Genomic DNA, 13730 nt, shown 5'->3' with positions numbered 1-13730 from the left:
CGGGGCGCACCGCCCCTACAGGGCCGCCATCACGACCAGCCCGAACGCGCCCACCACCATCGGGGCGATGGTCTCGTACGACCAGCGCACCACCGGCTCGCCCTGGGCGCTCTCGCGGCCGGCGGCGCGCTCCTTGACCTCGCGGAGCTCGACGAGGGCCTGGTCGGCGACGGCCCGCTGCACGGATCCGTCCTCCCCCGCACCGGCGTGCGGCCCGAACCGCGGCCCGGAGCCGGCCCCTCGCCGCGCCTGCCGGCTGGCCTTCTTGCGCTGCCGCAGCGAGACCGGGATCGCCCACAGCTGGTAGGTCGTGCCGGCGGTGCTGACCGCCTCGGTGGAGAACGCCGCGCGCAGCGTCTCCACCGCGCCCCACGGCAGCGTGACCGTGCGGAACGGATTGCGCACCGTCAGCCGGTCCTCGCCCGCCCGCACCAGCGGCCGCAGCGTGTAGGCGATCACCAGCGGCACCCCGAGGAGCAGCGCGAACACCGCCATGAGCTTGGTGTGCGCGGCGCCCCGCAGCAGTGCGTCGCCGCCGAGCCAGCCGCCGAGCGCGAGGAGCAGCACGCCGCCCGCGAGGGCCGCGGGCGAACGGTAGCTGCGCTCCGCGTACTGCTGCGGGGGCGGGGTGGACCGGTCCTGGGTCGTCATGCCGCCGATTCTGCCTGACCGTCCGGATGCCGGACATTGCGTTACGGCATCATTCGCGCGCGGGCCGAAGGCCGCCCGGGGCACGGGGACGGCCGCGTCCGGGGCCCGGGACCGGGCATGTCGCCCCGCCGGCGGCCGCGCACCCGGCCGGATTCGGACGGCCGAAGGGGATGACATGGTGCTACGCGCGTAGATATGCTCCCCTCGTGACCATGCCCATCACTGTTCCCGCATACGGCAAGGAAGCCGCGGGGCGTCTGGCGTCAATGGCGGACGTGACCGCCGACGACGGTGCGCTGCGCCGCTTCCTCCACGGCCTCCCGGGCGTCGACGCGGTCGGCCTCGAGGCCCGCGCCGCCACCCTCGGCACCCGCTCGATCAAGACGACGGCGAAGGCGTACGCCATCGATCTCGCCATCTCGATGATCGACCTGACGACCCTCGAAGGCGCGGACACCCCGGGCAAGGTCCGGGCGCTGTGCGCGAAGGGCGTCCACCCCGACCCCACCGACCGCACCAGCCCCAAGGTCGCGGCGATCTGCGTCTACCCGGACATGGTCGCGACGGCCAAGGAGGCGCTCGGCGACTCCGGCATCCACGTCGCGTCCGTCGCCACCGCCTTCCCGGCCGGCCGCGCCGCACTGCCGGTCAAGCTCGCCGACACCCGGGACGCGGTCGCGGCCGGCGCCGACGAGATCGACATGGTGATCGACCGGGGCGCCTTCCTCTCCGGCCGCTACATGGACGTCTTCGAGGAGATCAAGGCCGTCAAGGAGGCCTGCGCCCGCCCCGATGGCAGCGCGGCCCACCTCAAGGTCATCTTCGAGACCGGTGAGCTCCAGACGTACGACAACGTCCGCCGGGTCTCCTGGCTGGCGATGCTCGCGGGCGCCGACTTCATCAAGACCTCCACCGGCAAGGTCGCCGTCAACGCCACCCCGCCGGTCACCCTCCTGATGCTGGAGGCGGTCCGCGACTTCCACGCCGCGACCGGCGTCCAGGTCGGCGTGAAGCCGGCCGGCGGCATCCGGACGACCAAGGACGCGATCAAGTACCTGGTCATGGTCAACGAGACCCTCGGCGAGCCCTGGCTGACCGCCGACTGGTTCCGCTTCGGCGCCTCCAGCCTCCTCAACGACCTGCTGATGCAGCGCCAGAAGCTCAGCACCGGCCGCTACTCCGGCCCCGACTACGTCACGGTGGACTGAGGCTCCCATGACCTTCGATTACGCACCCGCCCCCGAGTCCCGCGCGGTCGTCGACATCGCGCCGTCCTACGGCCTGTTCATCGACGGCGAGTTCGCACCGGCCTCCGACGGCAAGGTCTTCAAGACCGTCTCCCCGTCGACCGAGGAGGTCCTCTCCGAGGTCGCCCAGGCGAGCGCCGACGACGTCGACCGCGCCGTGAAGGCCGCCCGCAAGGCCTTCGAGAAGTGGTCCGCGCTGCCCGGCGCCGAGCGCGCCAAGTACCTCTTCCGGATCGCCCGGATCATCCAGGAGCGCTCGCGCGAGCTGGCCGTGCTGGAGTCGCTGGACAACGGCAAGCCGATCCGCGAGTCCCGCGACGCCGACCTGCCGCTGGTCGCCGCGCACTTCTTCTACTACGCGGGCTGGGCCGACAAGCTCGACCACGCGGGCTACGGCCCCAACCCCCGCCCCCTGGGCGTCGCGGGCCAGGTCATCCCCTGGAACTTCCCCCTGCTGATGCTGGCGTGGAAGATCGCCCCGGCGCTGGCGACCGGCAACACGGTCGTCCTCAAGCCCGCCGAGACCACCCCGCTCTCCGCCCTGTTCTTCGCGGACATCTGCCGCCAGGCGGGCCTGCCCAAGGGTGTCGTCAACATCCTGACGGGCGAGGGCTCCACGGGCGCGGCGCTGGTCGGGCACCCCGGCATCGACAAGGTCGCCTTCACCGGCTCCACCGAGGTCGGCAAGGCCATCGCCCGTACGGTCGCCGGCACGGAGAAGAAGGTCACCCTGGAGCTGGGCGGCAAGGCGGCGAACATCGTCTTCGACGACGCGCCGCTCGACCAGGCCGTCGAGGGCATCGTCAACGGCATCTTCTTCAACCAGGGCCACGTCTGCTGCGCGGGCTCGCGCCTGCTGGTCCAGGAGTCGGTGGCCGACGAGCTGCTGGAGGCCCTCAAGCGCCGGATGCGGACCCTGCGCGTGGGCGATCCGCTCGACAAGAACACCGACATCGGCGCCATCAACTCCGCCGAGCAGCTGGCCCGGATCACCGCGCTGGCCGACGCCGGCGAGGCCGAGGGCGCCGAGCGCTGGTCGCCCTCGTGCGAACTCCCCTCCTCCGGCTACTGGTTCGCCCCGACGCTGTTCACCGGCGTCACCCAGGCGCACCGCATCGCCCGGGAGGAGATCTTCGGCCCGGTGCTGTCCGTGCTGACCTTCCGCACCCCCGCGGAGGCCGTGGAGAAGGCCAACAACACCCCCTACGGCCTCTCCGCCGGCATCTGGACGGAGAAGGGCTCGCGGATGCTGTGGATGGCGAACAAGCTGCGCGCGGGCGTCATCTGGTCCAACACGTTCAACAAGTTCGACCCGGCCTCGCCCTTCGGCGGCTACAAGGAGTCGGGCTACGGCCGCGAGGGCGGCCGGCACGGTCTGGAGGCGTACCTCAATGTCTGAGCTGACTGGCCGACTCGCCGTCTTCAAGACCTACAAGCTGTACGTCGGGGGCAAGTTCCCCCGGTCCGAGAGCGGGCGGGTGTACGAGGTGACCGACTCCAAGGGCACATGGCTCGCCAACGCGCCGCTGGCCTCCCGCAAGGACGCCCGCGACGCGGTGACCGCCGCCCGCAAGGCGTTCGGCGGCTGGTCGGGCGCGACGGCCTACAACCGCGGGCAGATCCTCTACCGCATCGCCGAGATGCTGGAGGGCCGCCGCGACCAGTTCACCGCCGAGGTGGCCGCCGCCGAGGGCCTGTCCAAGGCGAAGGCCGCGGCGCAGGTGGACGCGGCGATCGACCGCTGGGTCTGGTACGCGGGCTGGTCCGACAAGGTCGCCCAGATCGCCGGCGGCGCCAACCCGGTGGCCGGCCCGTACTTCAACCTCTCCGCCCCCGAACCGACCGGCGTGGTCGCGGTCCTGGCCCCCCAGGACTCGTCCTTCCTCGGCCTGGTCTCGGTAATCGCCCCGGCGATCGTCACCGGCAACACGGTGGTCGTGGCGGCCGCCGAGAACGCCCCGCTGCCCGCCCTCTCGCTGGCCGAGGCGCTCGCCACGTCCGACCTCCCGGGCGGCGTGGTCAACATCCTCTCGGGCCGCACCGCGGAGCTGGGCGCTCCGCTCGCCGCCCACCAGGACGTCAACGCCCTCGACCTCGCGGGCGCCGACGAGGCACTGGCCGAGGAGCTGGAGACGGCCGCGGCCGACAACCTCAAGCGGGTCCTGCGCCCGGCCGCGCCGAACTGGACCGCCGACCCCGGGACCGGCCGCCTGCTGAGCTTCCTGGAGACGAAGACGGTGTGGCACCCGATGGGCGTTTAGGCCTGCTCTGGCGGCCTTATGACATGCCGTCACCAATGCCCCCGCGGGGCCTCGCCGGAAGGGCGGGGCCCCGCACGGCTGTCCGATCCGTTAACTACGATTGACGTCACTGCACGCCATCGACGTTCAACGGGGGAGATTTCGTGCCGGAGCAATTCAGCGCTGCCCAGGAAGCGCTGCACAAGTTCGCCAGGAGTGCCGATCAGCGGGCCGAGAAGGTGCGGTCGATCCGCAGCAGCCTCGCCTCGCACTCCGTGCACCGCGAAGCCTTCGGGAAGCTCCCGGAGTCGGAGGAGATCAGCAACGACTACGAGGAACGCCAGGAGGACACCCTGGAAACCCTCGAGGACATCGCCACCTTGCAGGAGAAGATCAGCGAGGGCGTCACGACTACCGCGCAGTCCTACCAGGACAGCGATGACGAGACCGTCCGGGCACTGAACAGCGTGCACCACGGGGGTGGCAACCGATGAGCGGGCCCGCATCGACGGCTGTCGGCGCCTACAACAAGGTCAACGACTGGATGAGCGGGATGAGCGGTCTCGTGGACGAGATCATGCGTCCGCTCGTCGAACCGCTCGCAGACCAGCTGGAGTGCGTGACCGGCGATCCGGAGACGCTCAAGGAAGCGGCCAAGCTGTGGCGGGACAAGGCGAACGAGCTCCGGGACGTCGTGGCCGACCAGCGGCGCGACCGTTCGGATCTCGCGCACGAGTGGACCGGTGAGGCCGCCGAGGCCCTCCAGGGCTACCTCGCCGAGCTGGAAACCGCCATGGAGGCGGAAGCCGATGACATGGACAAGACGGCCGACGTCCTGGAGGGGGCTGCCGAGCAGGCCCAGTTCGCCCAGGAGATGGTCGAGGCCATCATCCAGGAGCTCATCGAGTGGGCCCTGATCACACTGGCAGCGGCGCTGGCCCTGACCGTCGTGACCGCGGGTCTCTCATGGGCCGGCGAGGCCGCGATGGCCGCGACCGAGGCCAGCGTCGCCACGAGCCGTATCGCCGAAGTGGTGTACAAGCTCGGCAGTAATCTCAAGTCCCTCTCCAACATTCTGAAGTTGCTCAAGCGGGCGAAGAAGCTGACGAAGCTCTCCAAGGTCAAGAAGATGAAGCCCTGGACCTGGAAGCACATGAGCGACCCGGCGCAGAGGGAGGCGTTCCTGATGGGACAGGGCGCCAAGAAGGCGCTCAAGGCCATCAAGACCCCGCTGAAGGCGGGCGCCGCCATCGGGATGGGTGGCCTCGGTTTCAGCGGCACTCCCCTGGGCGCCGCGGCGGGAGTCGCCGTCGATCACGCGGCCGAGGAGATCGATGAGTTCCTGACCGGCGACAAGTCCTCCTCGTCCGGCGACAACAGCTCGCCCCTGTCCGGCCTCGGTTCGCCCCGGCCCGCGCACAGCGAGGTGCATCTGCCGCCCGCGCCGGGCTTCGTCCCGTCGCGCGACGTCCAGGAGCCGGTCTCCCCCCTGCCCGGCGGACGGCCCACCGCCCCGGACCCGGGGTTCGCGTCGCTGCCCGACCAGCCCGTCGCCCAGGACCCGCTCAGCCGCTACCGCGAACCGGCCGTCGAGGAGAATCCCGGAGTGACCACCATGCCGGCGGCGGCCCGGACGACCGCGCCCCGCGATCCCGACAACCCGTTCGGCTGAGCCGCACACCAGACGAGAGGAGCGGCACCGGATGAAGCCGTTTTACCGCGACTGCTTTCCTCCTTTCCTCCAGCCAGGGGAAAGGCTGATCATCGCCTCGGACTACTGCCACAATGCGGCGCTGCCCTTCGTCCCTGCCGAGCTGCGCACCCCGCGCACCCCGTCCCCTCTCGAACAGCGGGTACGGGGCGCACTGGGGAACGCTCTGGGCAAGGTGACGAAGCCGCTGGGCCCGGCGATCAGCAACCGACTGGCGAACAATCCCGTGACCCGGGCCGTCAGCGGGTCCGCCGACAAGAGCGCGCCGCGGCCCGTCGGCGGAGAGGGCGAATCCGTCGCCACGTATGCCGCCGGAGACTTCGGCGGCAACGGCGGGAGGCGGCCGGACCGCGATCTCAGCGAGGCGGTGTTCGAGATTCAGGAGACGATCGAGGACGCCGCGTCCGACGCCATCGAGCGCATGATGTATGGCAAGTCCATGGAGGGCGGCTGGTCGAGCATGGCCGGGCGTTTCCTGGTCGATCTGACGAACGCGGGCGACGAGCCCCGATTTCAGGCGCTGACCGACCGCCGGCTGATCGTGCTCGTGAACCGCAACAAGAGCTGGCTGGACGGCACCCCGAAGTGTGATCTCGGGGTGGCGGTGCCCCGTACGAACATCGCCCGGGTCACCGCGCATTCGAAGACCGTCACCAAGGGGCGGTTCGACGTCACCTTCGTCGACGGTTCGTGGATCGCCCTGGGCAGTCTGCACCGCGAGAACATGGAGGGCATTGTCGCCGCCTTCAACCGCGGCGTCTGAAGACATGATCCGGGGAAGCTGACCACGTGCCGAAGATCGACCATGCGACGCCCTGCCGACAGTTCCTCCACCCCGGCGAAGTACTACGGGAGGCCCGGGACTACCACGAGTACCCGGATCTCCCGCTCGTGCCCGCTCATCTTCGGGTGCCCCGCAAGCAGCCGCCGCGCGCAAAGGGCCTCCTGGGAAAGCTGAGCGACATCCTCGACAAGGCATCGCAGCCGTCGGGTGCGGTCGCCTCCGGCCGACCGTCGAACAGCCGACCGTCCGACAGCCGCCTGCTCAACAACCAGCTGCTCGACAACCGGGCGACGCGTGTGGTCGGCACGGTCGCCGAGAGCCTGAACGAGGCCCAGGAGAACATCGAGGACGCCCTCGACGACGCGGCGAACCGCGCGCTGTTCGGCAAGACCATGGAGGGCGACTGGTCCAGCATGGCCGGCCGGTTCCTCGTCCAGGTCACCAACGCGGGCGGCGAGCCCCGGCATCAGGCGCTCACCGACCGCCGGCTGTTCGTGCTGACGGACCAGGCCACCGGGTGGCGGGAGCGCGAGCCCGAGCTGGAAGTCGCCGTCCAGATCCAGCTGTCGAACATCGCGGAGCTGCGGCCCAGGCCGCGTATGACGTTCCCCCGCGGCCGCTTCGACCTGGTCTTCGTCGACGGCTCGTGGCTGGCGCTGTGCTGTTCGTTCCAGGAGGACATGCAGGCGATGGTCACGGCCTTCCACGGGCGCTGAGCCCGGAGGGCGCGGCGGCGGGCGCGACGACCGGTCCCGGCGGCTGAGGGCCGCCGGGGCAGCGCCCGGCGGCCTGGATCTCAGCCGGCCGGCGCCCGCGGCCGCCCCGGTCTCACCCCGGCAGCACCCTCGTCAACGTCCCGACCAGCGGCAGGTCCTTGAGCGCGCCGCCCTTCGAGAGGGCGCCGGTCAGCAGCGTGGTGCCCACCGGCTTGAAGTCGGCGATCTGGGTGCTGACGGCGTTGGCCAGCGGGTCGACGGGGGTGTTGGCCAGCGGGTTCACCTGAAGGTTCTTGACCGGGGCGAGTCCGCCGGCCGCGGTGTTGAGCAGGGCGCCGGTCAGGGCGGAGGCCGTGGCGCCGGTGTCGGTGCTGCGTTCCGCGGACGCGGGGGCGGCGGACGCCGTGGCCGCACCGCCCGTCGCGAGCGCGGCGCCGGCCGCGGAGATCACCAGCCCCGCCCGCAGCAGAGTGCGGGGAAAGCGGCTGGGCTTGGGACGTGCGTGGGAGGGCATGGGCACCTGCCTGGGATCGAAGAGGGTCGAAGCGCTGTACGAGCGAGAGCAGTCGGGTAATCGATTGACTGCGTAGCGTAGTTGAGACGGAACCGGCCGATCCACCTCGCGCGCCAGGGGTACCCCACACGGCCCCATACGCGACAATGGCTGCCCGTGAGCTCCCACTCCTGCCCCCCGCCGCCCTCCCCCCAGCTCTCGACGCCGCGCGAGCGGGGAGGCGCCGCCACCCGGGTCATCCTGCTGACCGGCCCTTCGGGCTCCGGCAAGACGTCACTGGCCGAGCGCAGCGGACTGCCCGTCCTCCGTCTCGACGACTTCTACAAGGAGGCGACGGACCCGACGCTGCCGCAACTGCCCGACGGGGGCGGCGCCGACTGGGACGCGCCGCTGTCCTGGGACGCCTCCGCCGCGGTCGCGGCCATCGGCGACCTGTGCCGTTCGGGGCGCACCGAGGTCCCGGTCTACGACATCGCGGCCAGCGCCCGGGTCGGCGTGACGGGACTCGACCTCGGCGGCGCCCCGCTGTTCATCGCGGAGGGCGTCTTCGCGGCCGATGTCATCGCGGACTGCCGGGCGGCGGGCCTGCTGGCCGACGCGCTGTGCCTGCGCGGCCGCCCGACGACCACGTTCCGGCGCCGGCTGGTACGGGATCTGCGCGAGGGCCGTAAGTCGGCCCCGTACCTGGTCCGCCGGGGACTGCGTCTGCTGCGCGGCGAGCGGTCCATCGTGGCCCGGCACACCGCGCTGGGCGCGCACCCCTGCGCCAAGCCGGAGGCACTGGCCCGGATAGCGGCGGCGCGGGCGGTGGACGCGGTCGGCGCGGCCGTCCGTTCCTGACGGGCAGCACTGCCCCGCTCCGGTTTTCTGCGCACGAAGAAGCGGGCTCGGACAGACCCCCCGGCCGCCCGAACCCGCTTCTTCTTCCCCCGTGATCCCCCGTATCCCCCGATACGTCCGGCTTGTTCGGATTACTCCGCTTCCGCCGGTTTCCCCCGTATCCCCTTTCCCCTTTTCCCCTCGGGCGTTCCCCCTGGTCCCCCCTCGGGCCCCCCGATCCTCAGGCCACCAGCTCGCCGAAGGACTCTTCCTGGTCACGGCCGAAGCTGAGGACCTCGTCCTCGCGCAGCCGGCGCAGGGCGCGCCAGATGCTCGACTTCACCGTGCCGACACTGATGTCGAGGATGTCTGCGATCTCCGGGTCCGTGCGGCCCTCGTAGTAGCGCAGCACCAGCATCGTGCGCTGCGTCTCGGGCAGCCGGACCAGCGCCTGCCACAGCACGGCGCGCAGCTCGGTGCCGCGCATCGCGTCCACGTCGGCCGCCGTCTCCGGCAGCTCCTCGGTCGGGTACTCGTTGAGCTTGCGCCGGCGCCAGGCGCTGATGTGCAGGTTGGTCATGGTGCGGCGCAGGTAGCCGCCGAGCGCGGCCTTGTCGCTGATCCGGTCCCATGCCCGGTAGGTCGAGAACAGCGCGCTCTGCAGCAGGTCCTCGGCCTCGTAGCGGTCACCGGTCAGGTGGTAGGCGGTGGCGTACAGGGAGGCGCGGCGCTCCTGGACGTAGGCGGTGAAGGCCGCTTCGGCCTCCGCCGTCTCCGCCGGGGAACGCCGTTCCCCCGTGGCCTCCCCGTACTCCGCTCCCCCGTTGTTCCCCCCGTGGGCGGCGTTGCCCCCGTGCCCCCCGTTTTCCCCGTCGGTCCCGTTGACCGTGACCGTCGTGGCATCGATGGCCACCATGTACGGCGGCCGCTGGCGCCCGATGCCGCGGGCGCATCCCCGAAGGGCGCTGCCCCCGGTGACACCGGGCTTGTCGCCGGACCTGACGACGTCGTGGAGCCGCGTGATAACTGCGCTGTTCGTGGTGCCGTGCAGTGTGTTCATCTCGCGCCCCCCGTCGTAGAGCCAGCTCGTTCGGTGTGTCCGGGTGTTGATCTCTCCCGATGCCCCAAAGACTGCCAACCCAGTTTCATCGCGTTGTCCGTCGACTGTCACAGGCCTGTCACAGGGGTGGGTGCGGCGCGTCGCGGGCGGCTCGCGGGTGCGGGGCTTGTGTACGAGAGCGCCACTGGTCGATCTCCAGGCGTCCCATGGGCCAGAATGGCGAGGTGCCTTTCCTGTTGCTGATCGAGGACGACGACGCCATCCGCACGGCCCTCGAACTCTCGCTGTCGCGCCAGGGTCACCGTGTGGTGACCGCGGCGACGGGCGAGGACGGCCTGAAGCTGCTGCGCGAGCAGCGCCCGGACCTGATCGTGCTGGATGTGATGCTGCCGGGCATCGACGGTTTCGAGGTGTGCCGGCGGATCAGGCGTACGGACCAGCTGCCCATCATTCTGCTCACGGCGCGCAACGACGACATCGACGTCGTGGTGGGCCTGGAGTCCGGCGCCGACGACTATGTCGTCAAACCGGTGCAGGGCAGGGTGCTGGACGCCCGTATCCGGGCCGTGCTGCGGCGCGGCGAGCGCGAGTCCAGCGACTCGGCGACGTTCGGCTCGCTGATGATCGACCGGTCGGCGATGACGGTCACCAAGAACGGCGAGGACCTGCAACTGACACCGACCGAGCTGCGGTTGCTGCTGGAGCTGAGCCGCAGGCCCGGCCAGGCCCTGTCCCGCCAGCAGTTGCTGCGGCTGGTGTGGGAGCACGACTACCTCGGCGACTCCCGCCTGGTGGACGCGTGCGTCCAGCGGCTGCGCGCCAAGGTGGAGGACGTGCCGTCCTCACCGACCCTGATCCGTACGGTCCGTGGCGTCGGCTACCGGCTGGACTCGCCGCAGTGAGGGAGCGTGCCACGAGCGGCGCGCCGACGGAGGACGGTGCGGACGGCGGGACCGGGGGTGCCGGCGCGGCCGGGGACGCCGGCAGGCCCTCGGCGGGGCGGCGGATGCTGCGGATACTGGGCCGCCCGTCGGGGCTGCTGCGCTGGACCAGTCTGCGACTGCGGCTGGTCGTGGTCTTCGCGCTGGTGGCGCTGACCGCCGCGGTCTCCGCCTCGGGCATCGCGTACTGGCTCAACCGCAACACCGTCCTGGACCGCACCCAGAACGCCGTCCTCAAGGACTTCCGCAAGGCGCTGGAGGACAGCACCCGGTCGCTGCCGCTGCATCCGCGGTGCGCCGAACTCCAGGACGCCGCCCGGCAGATGGCGGGCGGGCCGCAGAACTACGCGGTACTGCTGATCGGGGTGGACCGCGAGGGCAAGGACTGCGCCGCCACCACCGACAAGGACCTGCTGACGCTCGGGAACGTGCCCGTGCCGCTGCGCAAGGCGGTCAACGAGGTGCGCCCGGTCGACGACGCCAACCGCTACCCGCACCACCTCTACTGGCAGCGCAAGCAGATCGAGGACACCCCCTACCTCGTCGCCGGGGCGAAGGTGATCGGCGGCGGGCCCACCGGCTACATGATGAAGTCGCTGGCCGCCGAGCGGCAGGACCTCAACTCGCTGGCCTGGTCCCTGGGCATCGCGACCGCGCTCGCGCTGGTCGGCTCGGCGCTGCTGGCACAGGCCGCGGCGACGACGGTGCTGCGGCCCGTCCAGCGGCTGGGACACGCCGCGCGGCAGCTCGGCGAGGGGCGCCTGGACACCCGGCTGCGGGTGACCGGCACGGACGAACTGGCCGACCTCTCCCGGACGTTCAACCGGACGGCGGAGCGGCTGGAGCAGCGGGTCGAGGAGCTGAGCGGACGCGAGGCGGCCTCCCGGCGGTTCGTCGCGGACATGTCGCACGAGCTGCGGACGCCGCTGACCGCGATCACCGCGGTCTCCGAGGTGCTGGAGGAGGAGGCCGACGACCTCGATCCGATGATCGCGCCGGCGGTGCAGCTGGTGGTCAGCGAGACCCGGCGGCTCAACGACCTCGTGGAGAACCTCATGGAGGTCACCCGCTTCGACGCGGGCACGGCCCGGCTCGTGCTCGACGACGTCGATGTCGCGGACCAGGTGACCGCCTGTATCGACGCGCGGGCCTGGCTGGACGCGGTCGAACTCGACGCGGACCGCGGCATCGTGGCCCGGCTGGACCCGCGGCGGCTCGATGTGATCCTGGCGAACCTGATCGGCAACGCCCTCAAGCACGGCGGCTCGCCGGTGCGGGTCTCGGTGCGCACGGAAGGGGTGCCGGACGGCGGCGAGAGCGGCCGGACGGGCAGCACGGCCGTCTCCGGCGGTGGCGGCCCGGCCGGGGCCGATGCGGCCGGCGTGGCGGCGGCCGCTGCGGGGGACGACGGGCCGGAGGAGTCCGGGCGCGCCCCGGGCGAGGGGCGGTCCGGGAGCGGGCAGCTGGTGATCCGCGTACGGGACCACGGCCCCGGCATCCCGGAGGAGGTCCTCCCGCACGTCTTCGACCGCTTCTACAAGGCGAGCGCCTCCCGGCCGCGGTCGGAGGGCAGCGGGCTGGGCCTGTCGATCGCCATGGAGAACGCACACATCCACGGCGGGGAGATCACCGCGGCCAACCTCCCCGAGGGCGGCGCGGTCTTCACCCTGCGGCTGCCGATGGACGCCTCCCCGCTGACGGACGGCGATAGGCAGGACGGCACGGCCGGCGAGGGCACGGAGGGCGGGCGATGACGGCGACCAGGCGGACCGGACGGCGCGCCGCCGCCGCGGCGGTGCTCGCGCTCGCCGCGGCGGGCTGCGGGATCCGCGGCACGTCCGTACCTGTCGACGCGGGCGGCGCGCCCTCCCGGGTGAGCTGCAAGGCCCCGGTGAGCCCGGCGCGACCGGACGCGTCCGGCGAGAGCACCTCGACGAGCGTGTATCTGGTGTGCGGCTCGGCGCTGGCACAGGTCGAGCGGGCGGTGCCCCCGGCCGAGGGCACCGATCCGCGGCTGCCGACGGCCCGTGCGCTGCTGGACGAGCTGCAGCGCAAGCCGTACGCCGACGAGGAGAAGGCCGGCTTCAGCAGCGCGCTCCCCCAGGACCTGAAGGTCTCGGGGCCGCGTGCGGGCGATCCCTCGGATGCGCTGCGGCTGAGCATCCGGCCGGACGACCTGCCGTCGTTCGCGCTGGCGCAGCTGGTGTGCACCTACGGCGCGAGCACCGCGCTGGGCCGCACCCATGCGGCGGTGCTGGGCGGCCCCGGCGACGACACGGCGCACCGCTACGACTGCTCGGCGGATGTGCTGGCCAATCCGGACATCGCGGAGAACGCCGGATGGGGCGACCCGCTGTCGGAAGAGGGCTGAGACGGGGCGCCGCGGCAGGGCCGGCGGCGCTCCCCGAAGGGGCCCTGCGGGACCGACCAAGACGGGCGCAACTGGGCGGAACCGCAGCCGCCGCTCCCGGCGTCCTGGCCTGTGTGCAGCCCCATGGCCCCGGCGCCACCGCCGGCCCCCGTATGCGCGTCACCGGACTTCTCCTCCTCGTGGCGCACCTGTCGATCGTCGGCTGGCTGACACTGCGTCCCCGTACGGTGCCGTGGGTGCCCGCCGCGAACCTCGAACCGCTGGCGACGATCCGGGCCGAGCTGGCCCGGGGCCCGTCGTGGGAGGTCGTACAGCATCTCGGCGCCTCGGTCCTGCTGCTGGCGCCGCTGGGTGTGCTGCTGCCGCTCTCGGCGGGCCGCCTGAACGTTTCGCCGCTGGTGTCCCTGACCCGTACCGCCTTCGCCGGGGCGATGATCGCGCTGGCCATCGAGCTGCTGCAGTCAGGGGTTCCCGGCCGGGTCCCGGACATCGACTCGGTACTGCTCGGCACGCTCGGGGTGGCCGTGGTGCACCTGGCCCTCGTCCCCCGGGCCCGCTGCCGGCTACGCCGCAGGTACAGGCATCTCGGGGATGCGACCCCGAGAATCCCCAGGGTCGGACTGGCCCCGCAGGCTGACGCTCTCTCCGGCAGCCGGACCTACCTTTGAGACATCGG

Annotated in this window: 15 protein-coding genes; 12 read left to right on the top strand and 3 right to left on the bottom strand. The window is 71.9% G+C overall.

What is annotated here, in order from left to right; genetic code table 11:
- Positions 1-15: 15 nt before the first annotated feature.
- On the bottom strand, positions 16-651 hold the full coding sequence (locus AB0411_RS18310) for a PH domain-containing protein (RefSeq protein WP_366418323.1): 636 nt from the start codon (positions 649-651) through the stop codon (positions 16-18).
- 212 nt (positions 652-863) lie between these two features.
- Here AB0411_RS18310 and deoC point away from each other — a divergent pair, with 212 nt between their 5' ends.
- The 7 genes from deoC (at position 864) to AB0411_RS18275 (ending at position 7349) form a co-directional block, all read left to right on the top strand.
- A complete protein-coding gene (deoC, locus tag AB0411_RS18305; protein ID WP_340487612.1) occupies positions 864-1859 on the top strand; it encodes a deoxyribose-phosphate aldolase in 996 nt (331 codons plus the stop codon).
- A gap of 7 nt (positions 1860-1866) precedes the next feature.
- On the top strand, positions 1867-3297 hold the full coding sequence (locus AB0411_RS18300; RefSeq protein ID WP_366418322.1) for an aldehyde dehydrogenase family protein: 1431 nt from the start codon (positions 1867-1869) through the stop codon (positions 3295-3297).
- Positions 3290-4159, top strand: a complete 870-nt coding sequence (locus tag AB0411_RS18295) for an aldehyde dehydrogenase family protein (RefSeq protein ID WP_366418321.1) — start codon at positions 3290-3292, stop codon at positions 4157-4159. Before AB0411_RS18300 ends, AB0411_RS18295 begins: the two co-directional genes overlap by 8 nt.
- Positions 4160-4302: 143 nt before the next feature.
- Positions 4303-4632, top strand: coding sequence for a type VII secretion target (locus tag AB0411_RS18290; protein ID WP_366418320.1), 330 nt, complete (start codon positions 4303-4305; stop codon positions 4630-4632).
- Complete coding sequence (locus AB0411_RS18285) at positions 4629-5810, top strand: WXG100 family type VII secretion target (RefSeq protein ID WP_366418319.1); 1182 nt, start codon at positions 4629-4631, stop codon at positions 5808-5810. The genes AB0411_RS18290 and AB0411_RS18285 overlap by 4 nt, the downstream gene beginning before the upstream one ends.
- 31 nt (positions 5811-5841) lie before the next feature.
- Positions 5842-6612, top strand: coding sequence for a hypothetical protein (locus AB0411_RS18280; protein WP_366418318.1), 771 nt, complete (start codon positions 5842-5844; stop codon positions 6610-6612).
- A 26-nt stretch (positions 6613-6638) separates the two neighbouring features.
- On the top strand, positions 6639-7349 hold the full coding sequence (locus tag AB0411_RS18275; RefSeq protein ID WP_366418317.1) for a hypothetical protein: 711 nt from the start codon (positions 6639-6641) through the stop codon (positions 7347-7349).
- 112 nt (positions 7350-7461) lie between these two features.
- Here AB0411_RS18275 and AB0411_RS18270 read toward each other — a convergent pair whose 3' ends face one another.
- A complete protein-coding gene (locus tag AB0411_RS18270) occupies positions 7462-7863 on the bottom strand; it encodes a hypothetical protein (protein ID WP_366418316.1) in 402 nt (133 codons plus the stop codon).
- Positions 7864-8019: 156 nt separating this feature from the next.
- Between AB0411_RS18270 and AB0411_RS18265 the strand changes: the two genes are divergently transcribed.
- Positions 8020-8703, top strand: a complete 684-nt coding sequence (locus tag AB0411_RS18265) for a uridine kinase family protein (protein WP_403146915.1) — start codon at positions 8020-8022, stop codon at positions 8701-8703.
- Positions 8704-8923: 220 nt separating this feature from the next.
- On the opposite strand, the gene AB0411_RS18260 is transcribed toward AB0411_RS18265, so the two are convergent.
- The gene (locus tag AB0411_RS18260; protein WP_366418315.1) at positions 8924-9742 is read right to left on the bottom strand and encodes a SigE family RNA polymerase sigma factor; all 819 of its coding nucleotides are present in this window, start codon (positions 9740-9742) and stop codon (positions 8924-8926) included.
- A gap of 224 nt (positions 9743-9966) precedes the next feature.
- Here AB0411_RS18260 and afsQ1 point away from each other — a divergent pair, with 224 nt between their 5' ends.
- The 4 genes from afsQ1 (at position 9967) to AB0411_RS18240 (ending at position 13722) form a co-directional block, all read left to right on the top strand.
- Positions 9967-10644, top strand: a complete 678-nt coding sequence (afsQ1, locus tag AB0411_RS18255; protein WP_048830120.1) for a two-component system response regulator AfsQ1 — start codon at positions 9967-9969, stop codon at positions 10642-10644.
- Positions 10641-12437, top strand: coding sequence for an ATP-binding protein (locus AB0411_RS18250; RefSeq protein WP_366418314.1), 1797 nt, complete (start codon positions 10641-10643; stop codon positions 12435-12437). The genes afsQ1 and AB0411_RS18250 overlap by 4 nt, the downstream gene beginning before the upstream one ends.
- Positions 12434-13054, top strand: coding sequence for a hypothetical protein (locus tag AB0411_RS18245; protein WP_366418313.1), 621 nt, complete (start codon positions 12434-12436; stop codon positions 13052-13054). The genes AB0411_RS18250 and AB0411_RS18245 overlap by 4 nt, the downstream gene beginning before the upstream one ends.
- A 152-nt stretch (positions 13055-13206) precedes the next feature.
- Positions 13207-13722 (top strand): VanZ family protein, encoded by a 516-nt coding sequence (locus AB0411_RS18240; RefSeq protein WP_366418516.1) that lies wholly within the window; start codon positions 13207-13209, stop codon positions 13720-13722.
- The last annotated feature ends 8 nt before the right edge of the window (positions 13723-13730 follow it).

The organism is Streptomyces angustmyceticus (assembly GCF_040701845.1).
GTDB classification, from domain to species: domain Bacteria; phylum Actinomycetota; class Actinomycetes; order Streptomycetales; family Streptomycetaceae; genus Streptomyces; species Streptomyces angustmyceticus_A.
Note: the sequence above shows the minus strand (reverse complement) of the source record. Positions and strands in the feature narration are given on the sequence as shown.

What these genes read in the sequence shown, in the direction of transcription:
- AB0411_RS18310 (WP_366418323.1), bottom strand. Translation starts at nt 651, where the DNA reads ATGACGACCCAGGACCGGTCCACCCCGCCCCCGCAGCAGTACGCGGAG.
- deoC (WP_340487612.1), top strand. Translation starts at nt 864, where the DNA reads ATGCCCATCACTGTTCCCGCATACGGCAAGGAAGCCGCGGGGCGTCTG.
- AB0411_RS18300 (WP_366418322.1), top strand. Translation starts at nt 1,867, where the DNA reads ATGACCTTCGATTACGCACCCGCCCCCGAGTCCCGCGCGGTCGTCGAC.
- AB0411_RS18295 (WP_366418321.1), top strand. Translation starts at nt 3,290, where the DNA reads ATGTCTGAGCTGACTGGCCGACTCGCCGTCTTCAAGACCTACAAGCTG.
- AB0411_RS18285 (WP_366418319.1), top strand. Translation starts at nt 4,629, where the DNA reads ATGAGCGGGCCCGCATCGACGGCTGTCGGCGCCTACAACAAGGTCAAC.
- AB0411_RS18280 (WP_366418318.1), top strand. Translation starts at nt 5,842, where the DNA reads ATGAAGCCGTTTTACCGCGACTGCTTTCCTCCTTTCCTCCAGCCAGGG.
- AB0411_RS18270 (WP_366418316.1), bottom strand. Translation starts at nt 7,863, where the DNA reads ATGCCCTCCCACGCACGTCCCAAGCCCAGCCGCTTTCCCCGCACTCTG.
- AB0411_RS18260 (WP_366418315.1), bottom strand. Translation starts at nt 9,742, where the DNA reads ATGAACACACTGCACGGCACCACGAACAGCGCAGTTATCACGCGGCTC.
- AB0411_RS18245 (WP_366418313.1), top strand. Translation starts at nt 12,434, where the DNA reads ATGACGGCGACCAGGCGGACCGGACGGCGCGCCGCCGCCGCGGCGGTG.
- AB0411_RS18240 (WP_366418516.1), top strand. Translation starts at nt 13,207, where the DNA reads ATGCGCGTCACCGGACTTCTCCTCCTCGTGGCGCACCTGTCGATCGTC.